The 14,111-nt window shown below is 49.6% G+C and carries 17 protein-coding genes, 1 tRNA gene and 1 riboswitch; of the genes, 4 read left to right on the top strand and 14 right to left on the bottom strand.

The genetic code is table 11. The features are described from left to right. Positions 1-13 precede the first annotated feature (13 nt). The 6 genes from MET42_RS0106035 to MET42_RS0106005 all read right to left on the bottom strand — a co-directional run bounded on the left by MET42_RS0106035 (position 14) and on the right by MET42_RS0106005 (position 4,562). Complete coding sequence (locus tag MET42_RS0106035; protein ID WP_019881935.1) at positions 14-274, bottom strand: YkoF family thiamine/hydroxymethylpyrimidine-binding protein; 261 nt, start codon at positions 272-274, stop codon at positions 14-16. Between the two features lie 43 nt (positions 275-317). Next, positions 318-2,408, bottom strand: a complete 2,091-nt coding sequence (locus MET42_RS0106030) for a TonB-dependent receptor (RefSeq protein ID WP_019881934.1) — start codon at positions 2,406-2,408, stop codon at positions 318-320. 98 nt (positions 2,409-2,506) lie between these two features. Further along, positions 2,507-2,610, bottom strand: a riboswitch (TPP riboswitch). Positions 2,611-2,797: 187 nt separating this feature from the next. After that, a complete protein-coding gene (locus MET42_RS0106020) occupies positions 2,798-3,073 on the bottom strand; it encodes a cupin domain-containing protein (RefSeq protein ID WP_019881932.1) in 276 nt (91 codons plus the stop codon). A 70-nt stretch (positions 3,074-3,143) separates the two neighbouring features. Next, a tRNA-Ser gene (locus tag MET42_RS0106015) sits at positions 3,144-3,233 on the bottom strand. Between the two features lie 25 nt (positions 3,234-3,258). Continuing rightward, positions 3,259-3,792 (bottom strand): peptide deformylase, encoded by a 534-nt coding sequence (def, locus tag MET42_RS0106010; protein WP_019881930.1) that lies wholly within the window; start codon positions 3,790-3,792, stop codon positions 3,259-3,261. A 14-nt stretch (positions 3,793-3,806) separates the two neighbouring features. Continuing rightward, positions 3,807-4,562, bottom strand: a complete 756-nt coding sequence (locus MET42_RS0106005; RefSeq protein ID WP_019881929.1) for an S-methyl-5'-thioinosine phosphorylase — start codon at positions 4,560-4,562, stop codon at positions 3,807-3,809. Between the two features lie 85 nt (positions 4,563-4,647). On the opposite strand from MET42_RS0106005, the gene hpnC reads away from it, so the two are divergent. From hpnC to hpnE, 3 genes are read left to right on the top strand one after another with little or no spacing between them, the layout of a single operon-like run. After that, positions 4,648-5,517 (top strand): squalene synthase HpnC, encoded by an 870-nt coding sequence (gene hpnC / locus MET42_RS0106000; protein WP_019881928.1) that lies wholly within the window; start codon positions 4,648-4,650, stop codon positions 5,515-5,517. Then, a complete protein-coding gene (gene hpnD, locus MET42_RS0105995; protein ID WP_019881927.1) occupies positions 5,514-6,356 on the top strand; it encodes a presqualene diphosphate synthase HpnD in 843 nt (280 codons plus the stop codon). The genes hpnC and hpnD overlap by 4 nt, the downstream gene beginning before the upstream one ends. Continuing rightward, positions 6,353-7,666: a hydroxysqualene dehydroxylase HpnE gene (hpnE, locus tag MET42_RS0105990; RefSeq protein ID WP_019881926.1), complete on the top strand. Its 1,314-nt coding sequence runs from the start codon at positions 6,353-6,355 to the stop codon at positions 7,664-7,666. The genes hpnD and hpnE overlap by 4 nt, the downstream gene beginning before the upstream one ends. A gap of 3 nt (positions 7,667-7,669) precedes the next feature. Here hpnE and MET42_RS0105985 read toward each other — a convergent pair whose 3' ends face one another. Next, the gene (locus tag MET42_RS0105985; protein ID WP_019881925.1) at positions 7,670-7,954 is read right to left on the bottom strand and encodes a hypothetical protein; all 285 of its coding nucleotides are present in this window, start codon (positions 7,952-7,954) and stop codon (positions 7,670-7,672) included. A 269-nt stretch (positions 7,955-8,223) separates the two neighbouring features. On the opposite strand from MET42_RS0105985, the gene MET42_RS0105980 reads away from it, so the two are divergent. Continuing rightward, positions 8,224-8,526: a hypothetical protein gene (locus tag MET42_RS0105980; protein WP_019881924.1), complete on the top strand. Its 303-nt coding sequence runs from the start codon at positions 8,224-8,226 to the stop codon at positions 8,524-8,526. A gap of 103 nt (positions 8,527-8,629) precedes the next feature. On the opposite strand, the gene radA is transcribed toward MET42_RS0105980, so the two are convergent. The 7 genes from radA to rpsF form a co-directional block, all read right to left on the bottom strand. Further along, positions 8,630-9,985, bottom strand: coding sequence for a DNA repair protein RadA (gene radA / locus MET42_RS0105975; RefSeq protein WP_019881923.1), 1,356 nt, complete (start codon positions 9,983-9,985; stop codon positions 8,630-8,632). Next, complete coding sequence (gene alr, locus MET42_RS0105970) at positions 9,978-11,042, bottom strand: alanine racemase (protein ID WP_019881922.1); 1,065 nt, start codon at positions 11,040-11,042, stop codon at positions 9,978-9,980. Before alr ends, radA begins: the two co-directional genes overlap by 8 nt. Before the next feature lie 17 nt (positions 11,043-11,059). Continuing rightward, positions 11,060-12,442: a replicative DNA helicase gene (gene dnaB, locus MET42_RS0105965; RefSeq protein WP_019881921.1), complete on the bottom strand. Its 1,383-nt coding sequence runs from the start codon at positions 12,440-12,442 to the stop codon at positions 11,060-11,062. Positions 12,443-12,675: 233 nt separating this feature from the next. After that, positions 12,676-13,125, bottom strand: a complete 450-nt coding sequence (rplI, locus tag MET42_RS0105960) for a 50S ribosomal protein L9 (RefSeq protein ID WP_019881920.1) — start codon at positions 13,123-13,125, stop codon at positions 12,676-12,678. 21 nt (positions 13,126-13,146) lie between these two features. Beyond that, the gene (gene rpsR / locus MET42_RS0105955) at positions 13,147-13,380 is read right to left on the bottom strand and encodes a 30S ribosomal protein S18 (protein WP_024929836.1); all 234 of its coding nucleotides are present in this window, start codon (positions 13,378-13,380) and stop codon (positions 13,147-13,149) included. 19 nt (positions 13,381-13,399) lie between these two features. Further along, the gene (gene priB, locus MET42_RS0105950; protein WP_019881919.1) at positions 13,400-13,690 is read right to left on the bottom strand and encodes a primosomal replication protein N; all 291 of its coding nucleotides are present in this window, start codon (positions 13,688-13,690) and stop codon (positions 13,400-13,402) included. A gap of 5 nt (positions 13,691-13,695) precedes the next feature. Next, positions 13,696-14,070 carry a 30S ribosomal protein S6 gene (gene rpsF, locus MET42_RS0105945; protein ID WP_019881918.1) on the bottom strand — a complete coding sequence of 125 codons (375 nt, stop codon included), beginning with the start codon at positions 14,068-14,070 and terminating at the stop codon, positions 13,696-13,698. Positions 14,071-14,111: the final 41 nt, after the last annotated feature.

Genomic DNA, 14,111 nt, shown 5'->3' with positions numbered 1-14,111 from the left:
TAATGAGAAGGTCTTATACATCAACCACATCGGCCCTGTCTGTACCAATAAACTTCATCACAAATACACTGTGCGGCAGCGCATTGAACACCGCTTCCATCTCTGCATCGAGACAATCCATCACTTCGCGATATTCTCCAAATACTTGGGTCGCCAGGCTATTGCGCTTGACCACAAGATTTTTATTCGCTTCGAGCTTATTAATAAACTCCAAAATAGGTTCTACATAACCTTCGGTTAAGGGATATAAACTAATATCGACTGAAATACGCATTTAGCGCTCCTTTCATCAGGCGAGCTCTTGCTCTGGCAACATTTTAGTAATCATAACTGACGGTAATACCGGCTACGCGTGGTTGACCGTATTGAATATATTTTTCATTAATCGTGTAGTTATCCGCTGGATTGTTAGCAAAATAAAATCCACGAGTGGCATACTCTTTGTCAAATAAATTCCTTACCCAACCGCGGACCTTCCAATGTTTGTCATGCTTATAATCGAGACTTGCATTCACAAGTGCATAAGCATCAGATTTTGCATTATGACTGTCTGAAAAATAAAACTCGTCTTTACCTTCTACATTCGCACGTAGCGTCAAGTTTTCATTCGCATAGAACTCTGAACCCAAGTTAAATGTGTATCTTGGAGCATTTGCTACTTGGCGGCCATCGAAACTCACTCCGTTTGCGACATGACTTCTAAACTTGGCATCTAGCAGACCCAATGACCCTAGGATGCGCAATTTGTCAGTTGCAAACCAATCGAAACTCGCTTCCAAACCTTGATTAGTCGCATTTGAAGCGTTGTTAATATAATCTAAAAATGTGCCGTTACTGAGTGCTTTGGAAGCCTTGATTTGGGCATCATTACGCTCTGTGTGAAATACAGATAATGTTGTGATTAATGTTTTGTTTAGCCAACTGGATTTAATACCCGTCTCGATATTGACGTTATATTCCTGCTTGATATTGCGTTGTTCACTGTTCAGTCGACCATCATTATTAACACCACCAGCTTTAAAGCCACGCGACAATGTTGTGTAAAGCAAATGGTCTTGATTGGCTTGATAGTTCAATCCAATTTTCCCACCGAATAGATTTTCAGCAACAGAAGTGTTATCAATATTCACCAGATTAAAAGCATCATCGTATCCTGTTGCATCAGATAAAGTAGCCTTGAAATGCTCAAGACGTAGACCATTGGTTAAAGTTAATTTTTCAGTCAAATAAGTATCTAGTTGACCATACAGAGCAGTATTGTTGGTTTCATAATGACCGCCGGAGTTAGGGTCATTGTAATAATTGGAGTTGATTTGAAAGTTTTCTTTTTGGTTGTAGTGAAATAAACCAACTGTCCAATCTGTGGTCCCGCCAAAGATTCGACCTGGTTTATCAGACAGCGCACGAACATCAAAAGAGTAGTTCTCACGTTTTCGGTTAAAACGCTCAAAATAATCCGGCGGTACAGCGGTCCAATCTGCATCGTAGCTGTATAGTACGTCTGAATGCAGGTAATTGACTTGTGATTGAATAATCACTGCATCAGACGCTTGCCAATTAGCTTTTAACGCTAGCGCATTCGTTTCTTGGTTATCAGAACCTGGCTGATTCGATCTTGTTTTGCCGCTATTATCCAATGTAAAAGCATCATAGCCATTGTGAATGTTCAAATGTAGATAGGTCAAATCTACAGTTAAGTTTTCGGTAGCTAGCCATTTTAACTTGCCACGTAAAGTCAGCTCGTTTTGGTCTTGGGTATCATTCCGGCCTAAATATGCATTTTTAACATACCCATCTGATTTGTGGTTGTAAACAGCAAGTCGTCCCAGCAAGGTATCATCTTTTATAGTGCCGCCAACAGCAAAACCAACATTTTGCGTATCATAGTTACCTGCGGCAGACTCAAAGTGCATCTTAAAGTCTTTGGTAGGCTCTTTACTACGCAAATTAATGGTGCCTGCTAAGCCATTGTTACCAAATTTGGTGCCCTGTGGACCACGTAAAATCTCTACCGAGTCAATATCAAACAGCGTTGCGGCACCGCCAATACGACTAAAGTCTATTCCATCGATAATCAGACCAACTGAAGGGTTTATTGGAGATGAATACTGACTGTCTTCACCCATGCCGCGTATTTGAAAAAACTGCCCCCGAGAAGCACCACTGGCAAAACCAACGTTGGGTGCCAAGTTAAGCACTTCTTCCAAGTGTTGCGCGCCACGTGACTCTATGGTTTCTTTGTCAATTTCGGTCAGGCTGACGGCCGTTTTTTGTGCGGTACTGGGGCGAAAGTCTGCGCTGACCACAACTTCCGAGAGTTCAACGGCTTTGTTGTCATCTTCTGCGCCCAACGCAGGCATGGCCAGTAACAGCCCAATGAGGGGCAATGGTTTTATAATCGGTTTCAAGGTAATCCTTTCTATCAAGATACATAAAAAGGACAGGGGGAGAGTGACAAGGACGTGAGTAGGTGTGTTGATTAAACAACAAACCAAAAACATTTGCGTTGTAGAGGCTCTGCCTGTCCCTACGCCAGCATTATCTGGGTCAGGTTCATTGGGTTTCTCACTTGCGCGAGATCTCAGGCGTTAGCCACCCCAAGGCGTTTTGATTTTTCAATCAGGGTGAGATTGTATTTTAATATCAACAACTTGGCTAGAGAGCGATGTTGAATGACGTTTGAATTTAAAGCACAATTTGCAAAGTTTAATGATTCCGGCCTTAAATCGCAGTGTTCTAAAAACAAAAAACCCTGCATTGCAGGGTTTTTTATTGAATACTGGCTACAACAAATCAATTAGAAATGTTTGTAGTGTTTTTTCAATTGCTTAACTACTTCCCACTGTGATTTCAGGCCTTTTGGAAACTCAACATAGTCACCAGCCTTGATCGTTACAGTGTCGCCACCTTGTGGAGTCACTTTGAATTCGCCTTCTAACACGTAGGCTTTTTCAGTCGCTGTGAAGTCCAAAGGGAATTTTGAAGGTGCGCAATCCCATGTGTTCCAGCTTTTTACGCCCAGTTCTTTCAGCTTCTCTTCTGATGGGTTATGGTCGATGATGATTTGAGTCATGACGATTCCTTAAATTGAGTAATTAAAACCTGCAAATAGAAATGCCGCAAAAACTGCGGCATGACATGTCTGGCGGAAGAGGTGAGATTCGAACTCACGGAGGGCGTGAACCCTCGACAGTTTTCAAGACTGTAGCATTAAACCGCTCTGCCACTCTTCCGGAAAGTCGGCATTATAGCAAACAATCAGTCATCTGGAAGCGTTATTCCAGGAAAAAGTACATCATTAAAGCCAAATTTTGTCAGATCACGGATACGCATGGGGTAAAGTATGCCAAACAAGTGGTCACACTCATGCTGCACGACACGCGCATGAAAGCCGCTCACGGTACGGTCAATCACGTTGCCTTGCGGATCAAAACCGCGATAATGCAAGTGCTGGTAACGTGGTACCACACCGCGCATGCCGGGGACAGACAGGCAGCCTTCCCAGCCCTCTTCTTCAGTTTGGTCGACCGGGGTCAATTCAGGATTAATCAGAATAGTGAACGGCACCTCTTCCGCATCCGGATAACGCGGATTCGCGCCGACGCCAAACATCACCACCTGCAAGCTGACGCCAATTTGTGGTGCGGCGATGCCTGCCCCATTCATCTGCGCCATGGTGTCGTGCATGTCCTGAATCAGCGCATGCAACTCAGGCGTATCAAACTGGGTGACTTTATCTGCGACGCGATATAACAGTGGCTCGCCCATACGCAATACCGGTTTCACCGCCATCGTTGTCTCCTCCCCTACGCTATCGAACAGTCGTTATCAGCCAAATAATGCGCAATCACTGTGCGTACTTTATCCATGGTTTGCTGCAACAACGGCATCACTTGCTCAAACTGGATAGATTGTGCGCTATCACCACGACCAGCAGCGAAATTAGCCACCGGGCAAATAGCAGCATAAGCCAAACCAAGTTCGCGCGCCAATACTGCCTCCGGCATACCGGTCATGCCAACAACAGTGGCACCATCGTGCTCGTAGCGGTTGATCTCAGCTGCAGTTTCCAGGCGTGGCCCCTGTACGCACGCATAGACACCGCCATCCACCACGCTATAGCCAACGTCCGCCGCCGCTTGCAGGCAGCGCTCACGCATGGCCTGTGAATATGGCTGGGTAAAGTCGATATGGCGCACAGGCAGCTCAATGCCATCGTGATAAGTGTTACTGCGGCCGTAGGTATAATCCAGAATCTGGTTCGGCAACACGATATCACCCGGGATCAGGTTGCGGGCGATGCCACCGACGGTAGCGACCGCCAGCAAGTTGCGTACACCGACAGAATGCAGCGCCCAGATATTCGCCCGGTAATTCACCGCATGCGGTGGAATGGTATGACCGCCACCATGACGCGCCAGAAACACGACTTCTTTGCCATTTATCTCGCCAAACACCAATGGCTGCGACGGTTCACCATACGGGGTACGTACGATCAAGCGTTTCGAAATATTTAAATTATCCAGCGCGGTCAATCCGGTACCGCCAATAATGCCTAACATCCTGTCATCCCCAACTTTGATTTCTCTTTAGACTTGTTCATCTGCAAGGTGTAAGCGTATCACGGATTTATGGCATACTTAAGCCATGCAAGCCTTTTCCAAGCCAGCCGAGCCATCTCCCAGCCTGACGCTGGCGCAAACGCACTACGAAAACTTCCCGGTTGCCTCCCTGCTGTTACCCGCCCATTTGCGTCATGCGGTCACGGTGATTTACCAGTTCGCGCGTGAAGCGGATGATATTGCTGATGAAGGCAATGCGACTGAAGCGTCACGGCTGCAAGCATTGCAAGCGTATGAAGACGAGTTATTGCTGATCCAGGCCTATATCAAGCCAGCTAAGCCCTTATTTATCGCCTTGCAGCAAGTGGTTAACACCCACAAACTGGACGTGCAATGTTTGCTAGACCTGATAGATGCTTTTAAACAGGACGTGGTTAAAACCCGCTATGCCAATGTTGATGAGGTGCTGGACTACTGCCGCCGCTCGGCCAACCCAGTAGGCCGCTTGATGTTGCAACTATATGGCAGCGATACGCCGCAACACCGGCTGTGGTCTGACCAGATTTGCAGCGCCTTACAACTGATTAACTTTTATCAGGACATCGAACCAGACCTGCAAAAACACGGTGCGGTTGGACGTATTTACCTGAGTCAGGACGAGATGCAGGCGGCAGGCATCAGTGAGCAGGACTTACGTCAACAGCGTGTGGATGCGCCCTGGCAAGCGTTTTTCATGCAAAATGTGATACGCGCAGAAGACATGCTGCTGGCCGGAAAACCACTAGGTCGCGCCTTGCCAGGCCGCATCGGTTTTGAATTACGCATGATGATTGCAGGTGGCGAACGTATCCTACATAAATTAAAATCCTGCGGTGGCGATATCTATCATCATCGCCCGACCCTGAAAGCCTATGACTGGCTGCTGATTTTGCTGAAAGCCCTGTTTAAACAATGACACCGCAACAATATTGCCAACAAAAAACCCGTGAAAGTGGCTCCAGTTTCACGCTGAGTTTTATGTTTTTACCGAAAGACCGGCGCGATGCCATGACCGCGCTGTATGCGTTCTGTCGCGAAGTGGATGATGTGGTGGATGAATGCACCGATTACCAGATCGCGCAAACAAAACTCGCCTGGTGGAAGCAGGAAATCCATAGACTATTTCATGAAACCCCGCAGCACCCGGTCACCCAGGCCTTAAAACCGGTGGTCAATACTTTTCATTTGCAAGAAGCGCATTTCGTTGAAATCATCGATGGCATGCAAATGGACACGCAATACAACCGTTATGCCGACTTTGAACAACTGGCCTTGTATTGCTACCGGGTTGCCAGCGTGGTCGGGCTACTTTCTGCACAAATTTTTGGCTACAAAGACCAGGCGACGCTGGAATATGCGCATGACCTGGGCATGGCGTTTCAACTGACCAATATCATTCGCGATGTTGGTGAAGACGCCCGACGCGGCCGTGTTTATATTCCCCTCGATGAGCTGGAACGTGCCGGTGTGACTGAAGAGCAGTTGCTCAACAGCCAAGCTTCGCCACAAACACAGGCGCTGCTACTCAAACAAATTGAACGCGCTGAAATGTTCTATGACAAAGCACTGAGCCAACTCCCCAAGACTGATACCAAACCGCAATTGCCGGGACTCATGATGGCCGCTATTTACCGCGCGCTGTTACAAGAAATTAAACCTGAGCCCAACCTGGTGCTGACACATAAAGTGGTGCTGCCCCCCTTCAGAAAGCTCAAACTGGCGCTGGGCGCATGGTTTAACTATCGCAAAGCATGATCGCTACCGCGTCTACTCACCGTAAAATTGCGATCATCGGTGCCGGGCTGGCTGGCGTGTCTGCTGCGCTCAGGCTGTTGCAACATGGCCACCAGGTGTGCGTGTTTGAAGCCGCCCCACAAGCAGGCGGCCGGGCACGTAGCGTCGCTCATGACGCCACCACCTTGGATAACGGCCAACACCTGTGTATAGGCGCTTATCGCGCTACACTGACTTTGCTGCAAGAGGCCCACATAGAGGCAGAACAAGTGTTTATGCGCCTGCCACTGGCCCTGCATATGCACAATGGTGCCCAACGCATGTCATTGGTGACACCCACGTGGCTCCCTGCCCCGCTACATTTACTATGGGGCTTACTCAGTGCGCGAGGATTGGATTGGCAGAGCAAATGGCGCGCAATCTGCTGGATGCAACAACTCAAACAACAAGCGTTTACACTCACCCATGATTGCACCGTTGCTACTTTACTGGCCGATGGCAAACAAACGCCCTTCGCCATTCGCACCTTGTGGGAGCCTCTCTGTTTGGCGGCGCTGAATACGCCAATTACCCTGGCCAGCGCCCAAACTTTTCTCAATGTACTACGCGATAGCTTCCAACACCACCGCCAGGACAGCGACTTGCTGGTGGTGAAAAGCGATTTATCCACTGCATTGATACAACCATTGCTACAGCGGATTAAAACATTAGGTGGTGATGTCAGGCTACGCACCCCTGTCACCGCGATACAATCCAAGGAAGACAGCTGTGAAGTATCGACAGCGACAGGCACAGAAACATTCGACAATGTGATTATTGCAGCAGGCCCACATCAACTCAAAACCATGGCCGGTGCACAAGTACACAGCCCGACATTCGACTATCAGCCGATTACCACGGTTTACCTGCAATACGGCGCCGAGACGTGCTTACCTCACCCCATCATGGGTTTATGCCATGGCCTGGCACAATGGGTATTTGACCGCGGACAATGTTGCGATCAGCCAGGATTACTCGCTGTAGTCATCAGTGCGCATCCCCCACTCATCGCCGATAAAGCCGCCTTGGTGAAGCAATGTATTGATGAAATCAACCAGGCGCTATCTGCTTATCAGATGTCACTGCCTACGCAACCTCAGTGGTCGCAAATCATCACCGAAAAGCGCGCCACTTTTAGCTGTACACCAGACTTGCCGCGCCCGGCGACACGCACCTCTAATCCGCAAGTATTTCTGGCCGGTGACTATATCGCCGGGCCCTACCCGGCCACCATTGAGGGTGCGGTCACCAGCGGCTTTGCGGCCGCGCAGGCGATCATAAGCGGCGTATAACCTTTAACCTGCCGAATCTTTGCACACGACCGCGAGGTGATTATTCGCAGGCCGGTAAATACCATCCCCGCTATCAGGAAAACTCTCTTTAAAAGACAACTGTTTGTCCACCTCATAACCCTGTGAACATAACGCACCCGCCTTTGACTGGCACTGCTCCCATGTCGTATTGAACTCGCTGCACGTCAGTGTATAGCCCATCTTGCCTTGTTGCGTCGTATATTGGTGAGGAGTCACGCTGGCACATGCAGACACGATCAGTGGTAAAAGAAAAATGATTTTTTTCATTATTTTTGCTCCTGATGTATTTTTTATTCAGTGTCATCTTATTGTCACACCCATGTGATAATCGACACCCAGTTTGGGCAAGCACTTGTTGCGAATAGTTGCATGAAGTTTTTGTGACTAAATGGCCGCGCAGTGGCGCAAAACATGGGTAACTTTCCCCTGTATCGAAGTCGCTACAAATTGCTACAAAACCCCACCCGTTTGTAACTGACAATCCCGCCCCCGTTTTTTATACTGCATGCATCGTTCATCGCAGAAAGGCAATCACCGTGAAATACGCCACCGTGATGACCACAGGTTTGCTCGTCAATATATCGATATTTGCATCAGCTATGCCGTCTACAGAAAGCTATGCTGAATTGATGGATAACAAACAACGCATTATTAAACAACTGGCTAAGCAGGTGGAATGTGTCAGATTAGCCAGTGATGACCAGGCGCTACGCGCATGCCAGGCGACATTAACGCGTGTAGAAGTAAGTGTGATGGATAAAACGGCGAAGAATGCCCAAAAGTTAAAAACTGACAATCCGAAACAAACCGAAACAAACCGAATTTTTCTAATGATTTAGCCTAAATACAGGCTCACAACCGCTTCCCTGTGGCTGTCCTCCCTCTTCTGGGCAGCCTCACTCTCTGGCAACGATTGCATTCCCGGCAGTCGTTGCCATTTTTTTATGCGCGCAGCACGTCTATCGCTTGCTCTAACCGGTCCACCGCATCAATATGCAAACCAGCCACACCGCCTTTGGGGGCATTGGCTTTGGGGATAATCGCATGCGTAAATCCCAGCTTAGCCGCTTCTTTCAGGCGCTCTTGCCCACGTTGCACCGGGCGCACCTCCCCTGCCAGGCCGACCTCACCAAACACAATCAGCTTATTGGCCAAGGGCTTGTTTTTAAGTGAAGAGACAATGGCCAGCAATACCGCCAAATCAACAGCAGGTTCACTGATTTTCACCCCGCCGACCGCGTTGATAAATACATCCTGGTCGAAACAGGCCACACCTGCGTGCCTATGTAATACCGCCAGCAGCATAGCCAGGCGGTTTTGCTCCAGGCCGACGCACAGGCGTTTGGGATTAGGTGCATGCGCGGTGTCTACCAGCGCCTGAATTTCAACCAGCAAAGGACGCGTGCCCTCTTGGGTGACAGTAATACAAGAGCCAGGCACCGGCGACTCATGATGCGATAAAAACAGGGCCGAAGGATTGCTGACCTCGCGCAAGCCTTTTTCGGTCATGGCAAATACGCCCAACTCATTCACCGCCCCAAAGCGGTTTTTAAAAGCACGAATCAGCCGGAAACTCGAATTCTGGTCACCTTCGAAATAGAGCACGCTATCGACGATATGCTCCAGCACGCGCGGCCCGGCCAGCGAACCCTCTTTGGTCACATGGCCGACCAATATCATGCTGATGCCCAGTTGCTTGGCAATGCGCGTCAGTTGCGCACTGCATTCACGCACCTGCGCCACCGAACCAGGCGCCGACTGCAACGCCTCAGAATACACGGTTTGAATCGAATCGATCACCACCACATCTGGTTTATGCTGTTGCAGCACCTGGCTGATTTTTTCCAGGTTGATCTCGGCCAGCACATCTACCTGGCTGGCATCCAGCCCCAGGCGATGCGCACGCATGGCAATCTGCTGCGCAGACTCTTCACCACTGATATAAAAAGATTTCAGGCTCTGCGACACTTTGCATACGGTTTGCAGCAACAGCGTCGATTTACCGATTCCGGGATCACCGCCAATCAACACCACGCCGCCTGCCACCAAACCGCCACCCAATACACGATCAAATTCGGCGATACCTGTCGCCTGCCGCGATACATCCTGCGCTTCGACCTCAGCCAGCTTTTGCAGTTGTGCCGTCGGTGCCAGGCTGGCAAAGCGGCTTTGCGTCACTGCCTCAGGCACGGTTTCTACCAGCGTATTCCAGGCATTGCAGCTCGGGCACTGGCCTTGCCATTTAGGCTCAGAGGCACCACATTCAGTACAGGTATATTGTGTTTTTGCTTTAGCCATGAATTTTAAAAGGCACCCTGGCCGTGACTGCACATAACAATTCGTAGCCGATGGTACCGCTGGCATGCGCAACCTCATCTACCGGTACTTGCTCGCCCCACAACTCCACTGTACTGCCGATGGCAGCCTGTGGAATATCGGTAATATCTGCTGCCAGCATATCCATCGAGACCCGCCCCAATGTCCGGGTTACGTGGCCAGCAACGGCAATTGGCGTCCCTGTAGCGGCATGCCGTGGATAACCGTCCGCATAACCGCAAGCTACGATCCCCACGCGTGTGGGTTTGTCTGCGGTAAACAGGCTGCCATAACCGACACTCTCACCCACGGCAATTTCCTGTACCGCAATCAAGCCTGACTGCAATGTCATCACCGGCCTCAAACCAAGGCTACTAGCTGATTTTTCAGCTACAGGCGTCGCGCCATATAGCATAATGCCAGGGCGTACCCAGTCTGCATGTGTGTGTGACTGCTGCACAATGGCCGCAGAATTGGCCAGCGAGCGTGCATAGGAGGCTGGCATCATCTGCGCCACGACTTGCATGGCAGCACGCGTGCCATCGGCCACATCCGCGTTGGCGAAATGGGTCATCAATATCAGTTCACGCACATTCGCTGAACTGGCCAACTGCTGTAATGCGTGACCGTACTCATGCGGCTGAAAGCCCAAACGATGCATACCGCTATCCAGCTTCAGGTAAACCCGCAGCGGAATATTGGGGACACTTTCCAGCACCCACGCCAACTGGGCTTGATGAGAGACCACCGTATCCAGATGATAGCGGTCAACCAGTGCCATTTCGTCAGCCGAGAATACGCCTTCCAGCAATAGAATCGGGTGCTGGTAACCAGCGTCGCGCAGCACAATCGCCTCACTGATATTGAGTACGGCAAAGGCATCTGTTTCCTTTAGTCCACGCGCTGCATTGAGCAGGCCGTGGCCATAGGCATTGGCCTTGACGACGGAAATCACTTTGGATTGCGGCGCATAGCGCCTGACTTGCGCCAGGTTATGCGCCAGCGCAGCTTCTGAAATATGGGCAATAATAGGACGCATATGCAATGCCAGCCAGATTAATACTCGTCAGGCATATACGCGGCGTTGGCGTAATCCATAAAGCGTGTATGCGCACCCATAAAGGTCAGGCGCACACGACCAATCGGGCCGTTACGTTGCTTGGCGATAATGATTTCGGCCGTGCCTTTTTCAGCACTGTCCGGGTTGTAGTACTCATCCCGGTACACGAACATGATCAAGTCGGCATCCTGTTCAATCGCGCCAGATTCGCGCAAGTCACTCATGACCGGACGCTTGTCCGGACGCTGGTCCACACTGCGGTTTAACTGCGAAATCGCAATTAATGGCACGTTTAATTCTTTAGCCAAGGCTTTAAGCGAGCGCGAGATTTCTGAAATTTCTGTCGCCCGGTTTTCACCCTGGCGGCCAGCTGGTGAACTCATCAACTGCAAATAGTCGATCACGATCAGGCCTAACTCGCCCGTCTGCCTATGCAAACGACGCGCACGAGCGCGCACGTCAAAGCTGCTTAAACCAGCACCTTCATCGATATAAATCGGCGCTTCGTTGAGTTTGCCCAGCGCCGTGGTCAGTTTTTCCCAGTCCTCGTCTTCGAGGTTACCGTTACGCATCTTATGCTGGTCCAGGCGGCCAATCGAACCGATCATACGCGTGGTCAGTTGTGTGGCGCCCATCTCCATCGAGAAAATGGCCACGGCTTTATTGGTCTCCAGCGCCACGTTTTCGGCAATGTTAATCGCAAACGCGGTTTTACCCATGGACGGACGACCGGCAATAATCACCATATCCCCGCCCTGCAGGCCAGAAGTCATGGAATCAAGGTCGCTAAAGCCGGTCGGGATACCCGTCACATCAGAATGATTTTCACGTGAATACAGGTAATCAATACGGTCTGCCACTTGCGGCAGCAACACTTGCATGCCCAAAAAGCCCTGGCTCTTGCGGTTACCGCCTTCGGCAATCTGGAAAATCTTGGCTTCTGCTTCATCCAGCAATTGCTGTGCATTACGGCCATTCGGCAGATAAGCGCTTTCGGCAATATCGGTGCCGACAGTGACCAGTTGGCGCATGACAAAACGTTCATGCACGATTTCCGCATAGCGGCGAATATTGGCCGCGGTCGGCGTATTCTGTGCCAGCGCGCCCAGATAAGCGACACCACCCACGGTAGTCAATTCATTGCTGTTTTCCAGCGACTCAGCCACCGTTACAATATCAGCAGGCTGGTTGCGCTCAATCAAGCGCGCAATATGTTCATAAATCAGCTTGTGGTCGTGCTGATAGAAGTCCTGCGGGGCCAGGATATCGGCGATCTTGTCCAGCGCTTCATTGTCGAGCAACAGTCCGCCCAAGACCGATTGCTCAGCTTCGATGGAATGTGGAGGGAGTTTTAAGAATTCGAGTTGTTCATCAGCCATCTGGTGATTATACCGAAAAGCAGTCTGGCTTTTTGAGCTTTCAGGACAGATGAAAGATTAAAATACTTTAGCCACAGAGATCTCAGAGGACGCAGAGAAAAATCTCATACACTATACTTGCAAGTTATTGAGTAACTTTATACAGCACGAGCCACAAACGCTGTGAGCTCTGTGGCTAAAAAGAAAAAAGGCTACCGAAGTAGCCTTTTCTTGTACTGCATGCAGAGGCTTGATTAAGCTTCTGGCGTCACTGTCACAGTGATGTCTACAACCACGTCGTGGTGCAGCGCAACGCTCACAGCGAAGTCACCGATGTTCTTCAGTGGGCCGTTTGGCAGGCGCACGTCAGATTTTTTCACTTCGTGACCTTGTGCTTGCAAGCCTTCAGCGATGTCCATGTTAGTCACGGAACCGAACAGACGACCATCAACACCCGCTTTTTGAGTCACGGTCAGGCTGAAACCAGCCAGTTTTTCGCCACGTGCTTGCGCAACGGCCAACAAGTCGGCTTGTTGTTTTTCCAACTCAGCGCGCTGTGCTGCAAAAACAGCTTTGTTTGCTTCTGTTGCACGTTTAGCTTTACCCTGTGGAATCAGGAAGTTACGGCCATAACCGTCTTTCACTTTAACCACGTCACCCAATGAGCCCAGGTTTGCTACTTTTTCCAATAAAATTACTTGCATGTTGTTCTCCTAAGCCGCCAATTAACCTGGGTGTTTGTCTGTGTAAGGCATCAGCGCCAGGAAACGTGCGCGTTTAACCGCGGTTGTCAGTTGACGTTGGTATTTAGCCTTGGTACCAGTCATACGGGCTGGGATGATTTTGAAGTTTTCAGAAACGAAATCTTTCAACAGATCTACGTCTTTGTAATCAACTTCTTTGATGCCTTCTGCGCTAAAACGGCAGTAACGGCGACGTTTGTACATATCTCTTGCCATTTGAAACTCCTTAAATTCTTTAATACTGTATTCGCTGTAATTCTTGTATATGCAGTACCACTTGTGTGCTTTTTGCACTGCGCTGCGCTAGAAACCCTTTGACTTTGATGTGATCGCCGCTTTGCAATGGCAGATTGGCTTTTTCACCAATCAGCACCGCAGGTAATAGACACTGCACTTTCCGATTCAGGCCAGCTTCGCTTTGCTCTGAATCATGTTGCAATTGCAATCGCAACAAGGGTAAGCCTGCCGGTGTGTAACGCAACGCTTCAATAGATTGAATGGTTGCCGCAATCACCAGCGTATTCACAACACTTAAGCAGCAGCCTCGGTGGTAGCAGCAGGTGCGTCACCAACGATGGTTTTGGATTTTTCCTCTTTCATCATTGGGCTTGGTGCTGTGACTGCTGTTTTCGTCGCGATTGTCAGGTGACGTAATACAGCATCGTTAAATTTGAAGCCGTGTTCCATTTCTTCCAGCACTTCCTGGCTCACTTCGATGTTCATCAACACGTAGTGGGCTTTGTGTACTTTTTGAATTGGATAGGCAAGTTGACGACGGCCCCAGTCTTCCAAACGGTGGATGTTGCCGCCATTGCCAGTGATTTGAGCGCGGTAACGCTCGATCATTGCTGGCACTTGCTCACTCTGGTCAGGGTGAACAATAAACACGATTTCATAGTGTCGCATGAGATTTCCTTGTGGTTATTAGCCACCTTCAGAACCAATCA

It is taken from the genome of Methylophilus sp. 42 (genome assembly GCF_000384155.1).
Classification (GTDB): Bacteria; Pseudomonadota; Gammaproteobacteria; order Burkholderiales; family Methylophilaceae; genus Methylophilus.
This window is presented reverse-complemented; position numbering and strand designations above follow the sequence as displayed.

What these genes read in the sequence shown, in the direction of transcription:
- MET42_RS0106035 (WP_019881935.1), bottom strand. Translation starts at nt 274, where the DNA reads ATGCGTATTTCAGTCGATATTAGTTTATATCCCTTAACCGAAGGTTAT.
- MET42_RS0106020 (WP_019881932.1), bottom strand. Translation starts at nt 3,073, where the DNA reads ATGACTCAAATCATCATCGACCATAACCCATCAGAAGAGAAGCTGAAA.
- def (WP_019881930.1), bottom strand. Translation starts at nt 3,792, where the DNA reads ATGGCGGTGAAACCGGTATTGCGTATGGGCGAGCCACTGTTATATCGC.
- MET42_RS0106005 (WP_019881929.1), bottom strand. Translation starts at nt 4,562, where the DNA reads ATGTTAGGCATTATTGGCGGTACCGGATTGACCGCGCTGGATAATTTA.
- hpnC (WP_019881928.1), top strand. Translation starts at nt 4,648, where the DNA reads ATGCAAGCCTTTTCCAAGCCAGCCGAGCCATCTCCCAGCCTGACGCTG.
- hpnD (WP_019881927.1), top strand. Translation starts at nt 5,514, where the DNA reads ATGACACCGCAACAATATTGCCAACAAAAAACCCGTGAAAGTGGCTCC.
- hpnE (WP_019881926.1), top strand. Translation starts at nt 6,353, where the DNA reads ATGATCGCTACCGCGTCTACTCACCGTAAAATTGCGATCATCGGTGCC.
- MET42_RS0105985 (WP_019881925.1), bottom strand. Translation starts at nt 7,954, where the DNA reads ATGAAAAAAATCATTTTTCTTTTACCACTGATCGTGTCTGCATGTGCC.
- radA (WP_019881923.1), bottom strand. Translation starts at nt 9,985, where the DNA reads ATGGCTAAAGCAAAAACACAATATACCTGTACTGAATGTGGTGCCTCT.
- alr (WP_019881922.1), bottom strand. Translation starts at nt 11,042, where the DNA reads ATGCGTCCTATTATTGCCCATATTTCAGAAGCTGCGCTGGCGCATAAC.
- dnaB (WP_019881921.1), bottom strand. Translation starts at nt 12,442, where the DNA reads ATGGCTGATGAACAACTCGAATTCTTAAAACTCCCTCCACATTCCATC.
- rplI (WP_019881920.1), bottom strand. Translation starts at nt 13,125, where the DNA reads ATGCAAGTAATTTTATTGGAAAAAGTAGCAAACCTGGGCTCATTGGGT.
- rpsR (WP_024929836.1), bottom strand. Translation starts at nt 13,380, where the DNA reads ATGGCAAGAGATATGTACAAACGTCGCCGTTACTGCCGTTTTAGCGCA.
- rpsF (WP_019881918.1), bottom strand. Translation starts at nt 14,070, where the DNA reads ATGCGACACTATGAAATCGTGTTTATTGTTCACCCTGACCAGAGTGAG.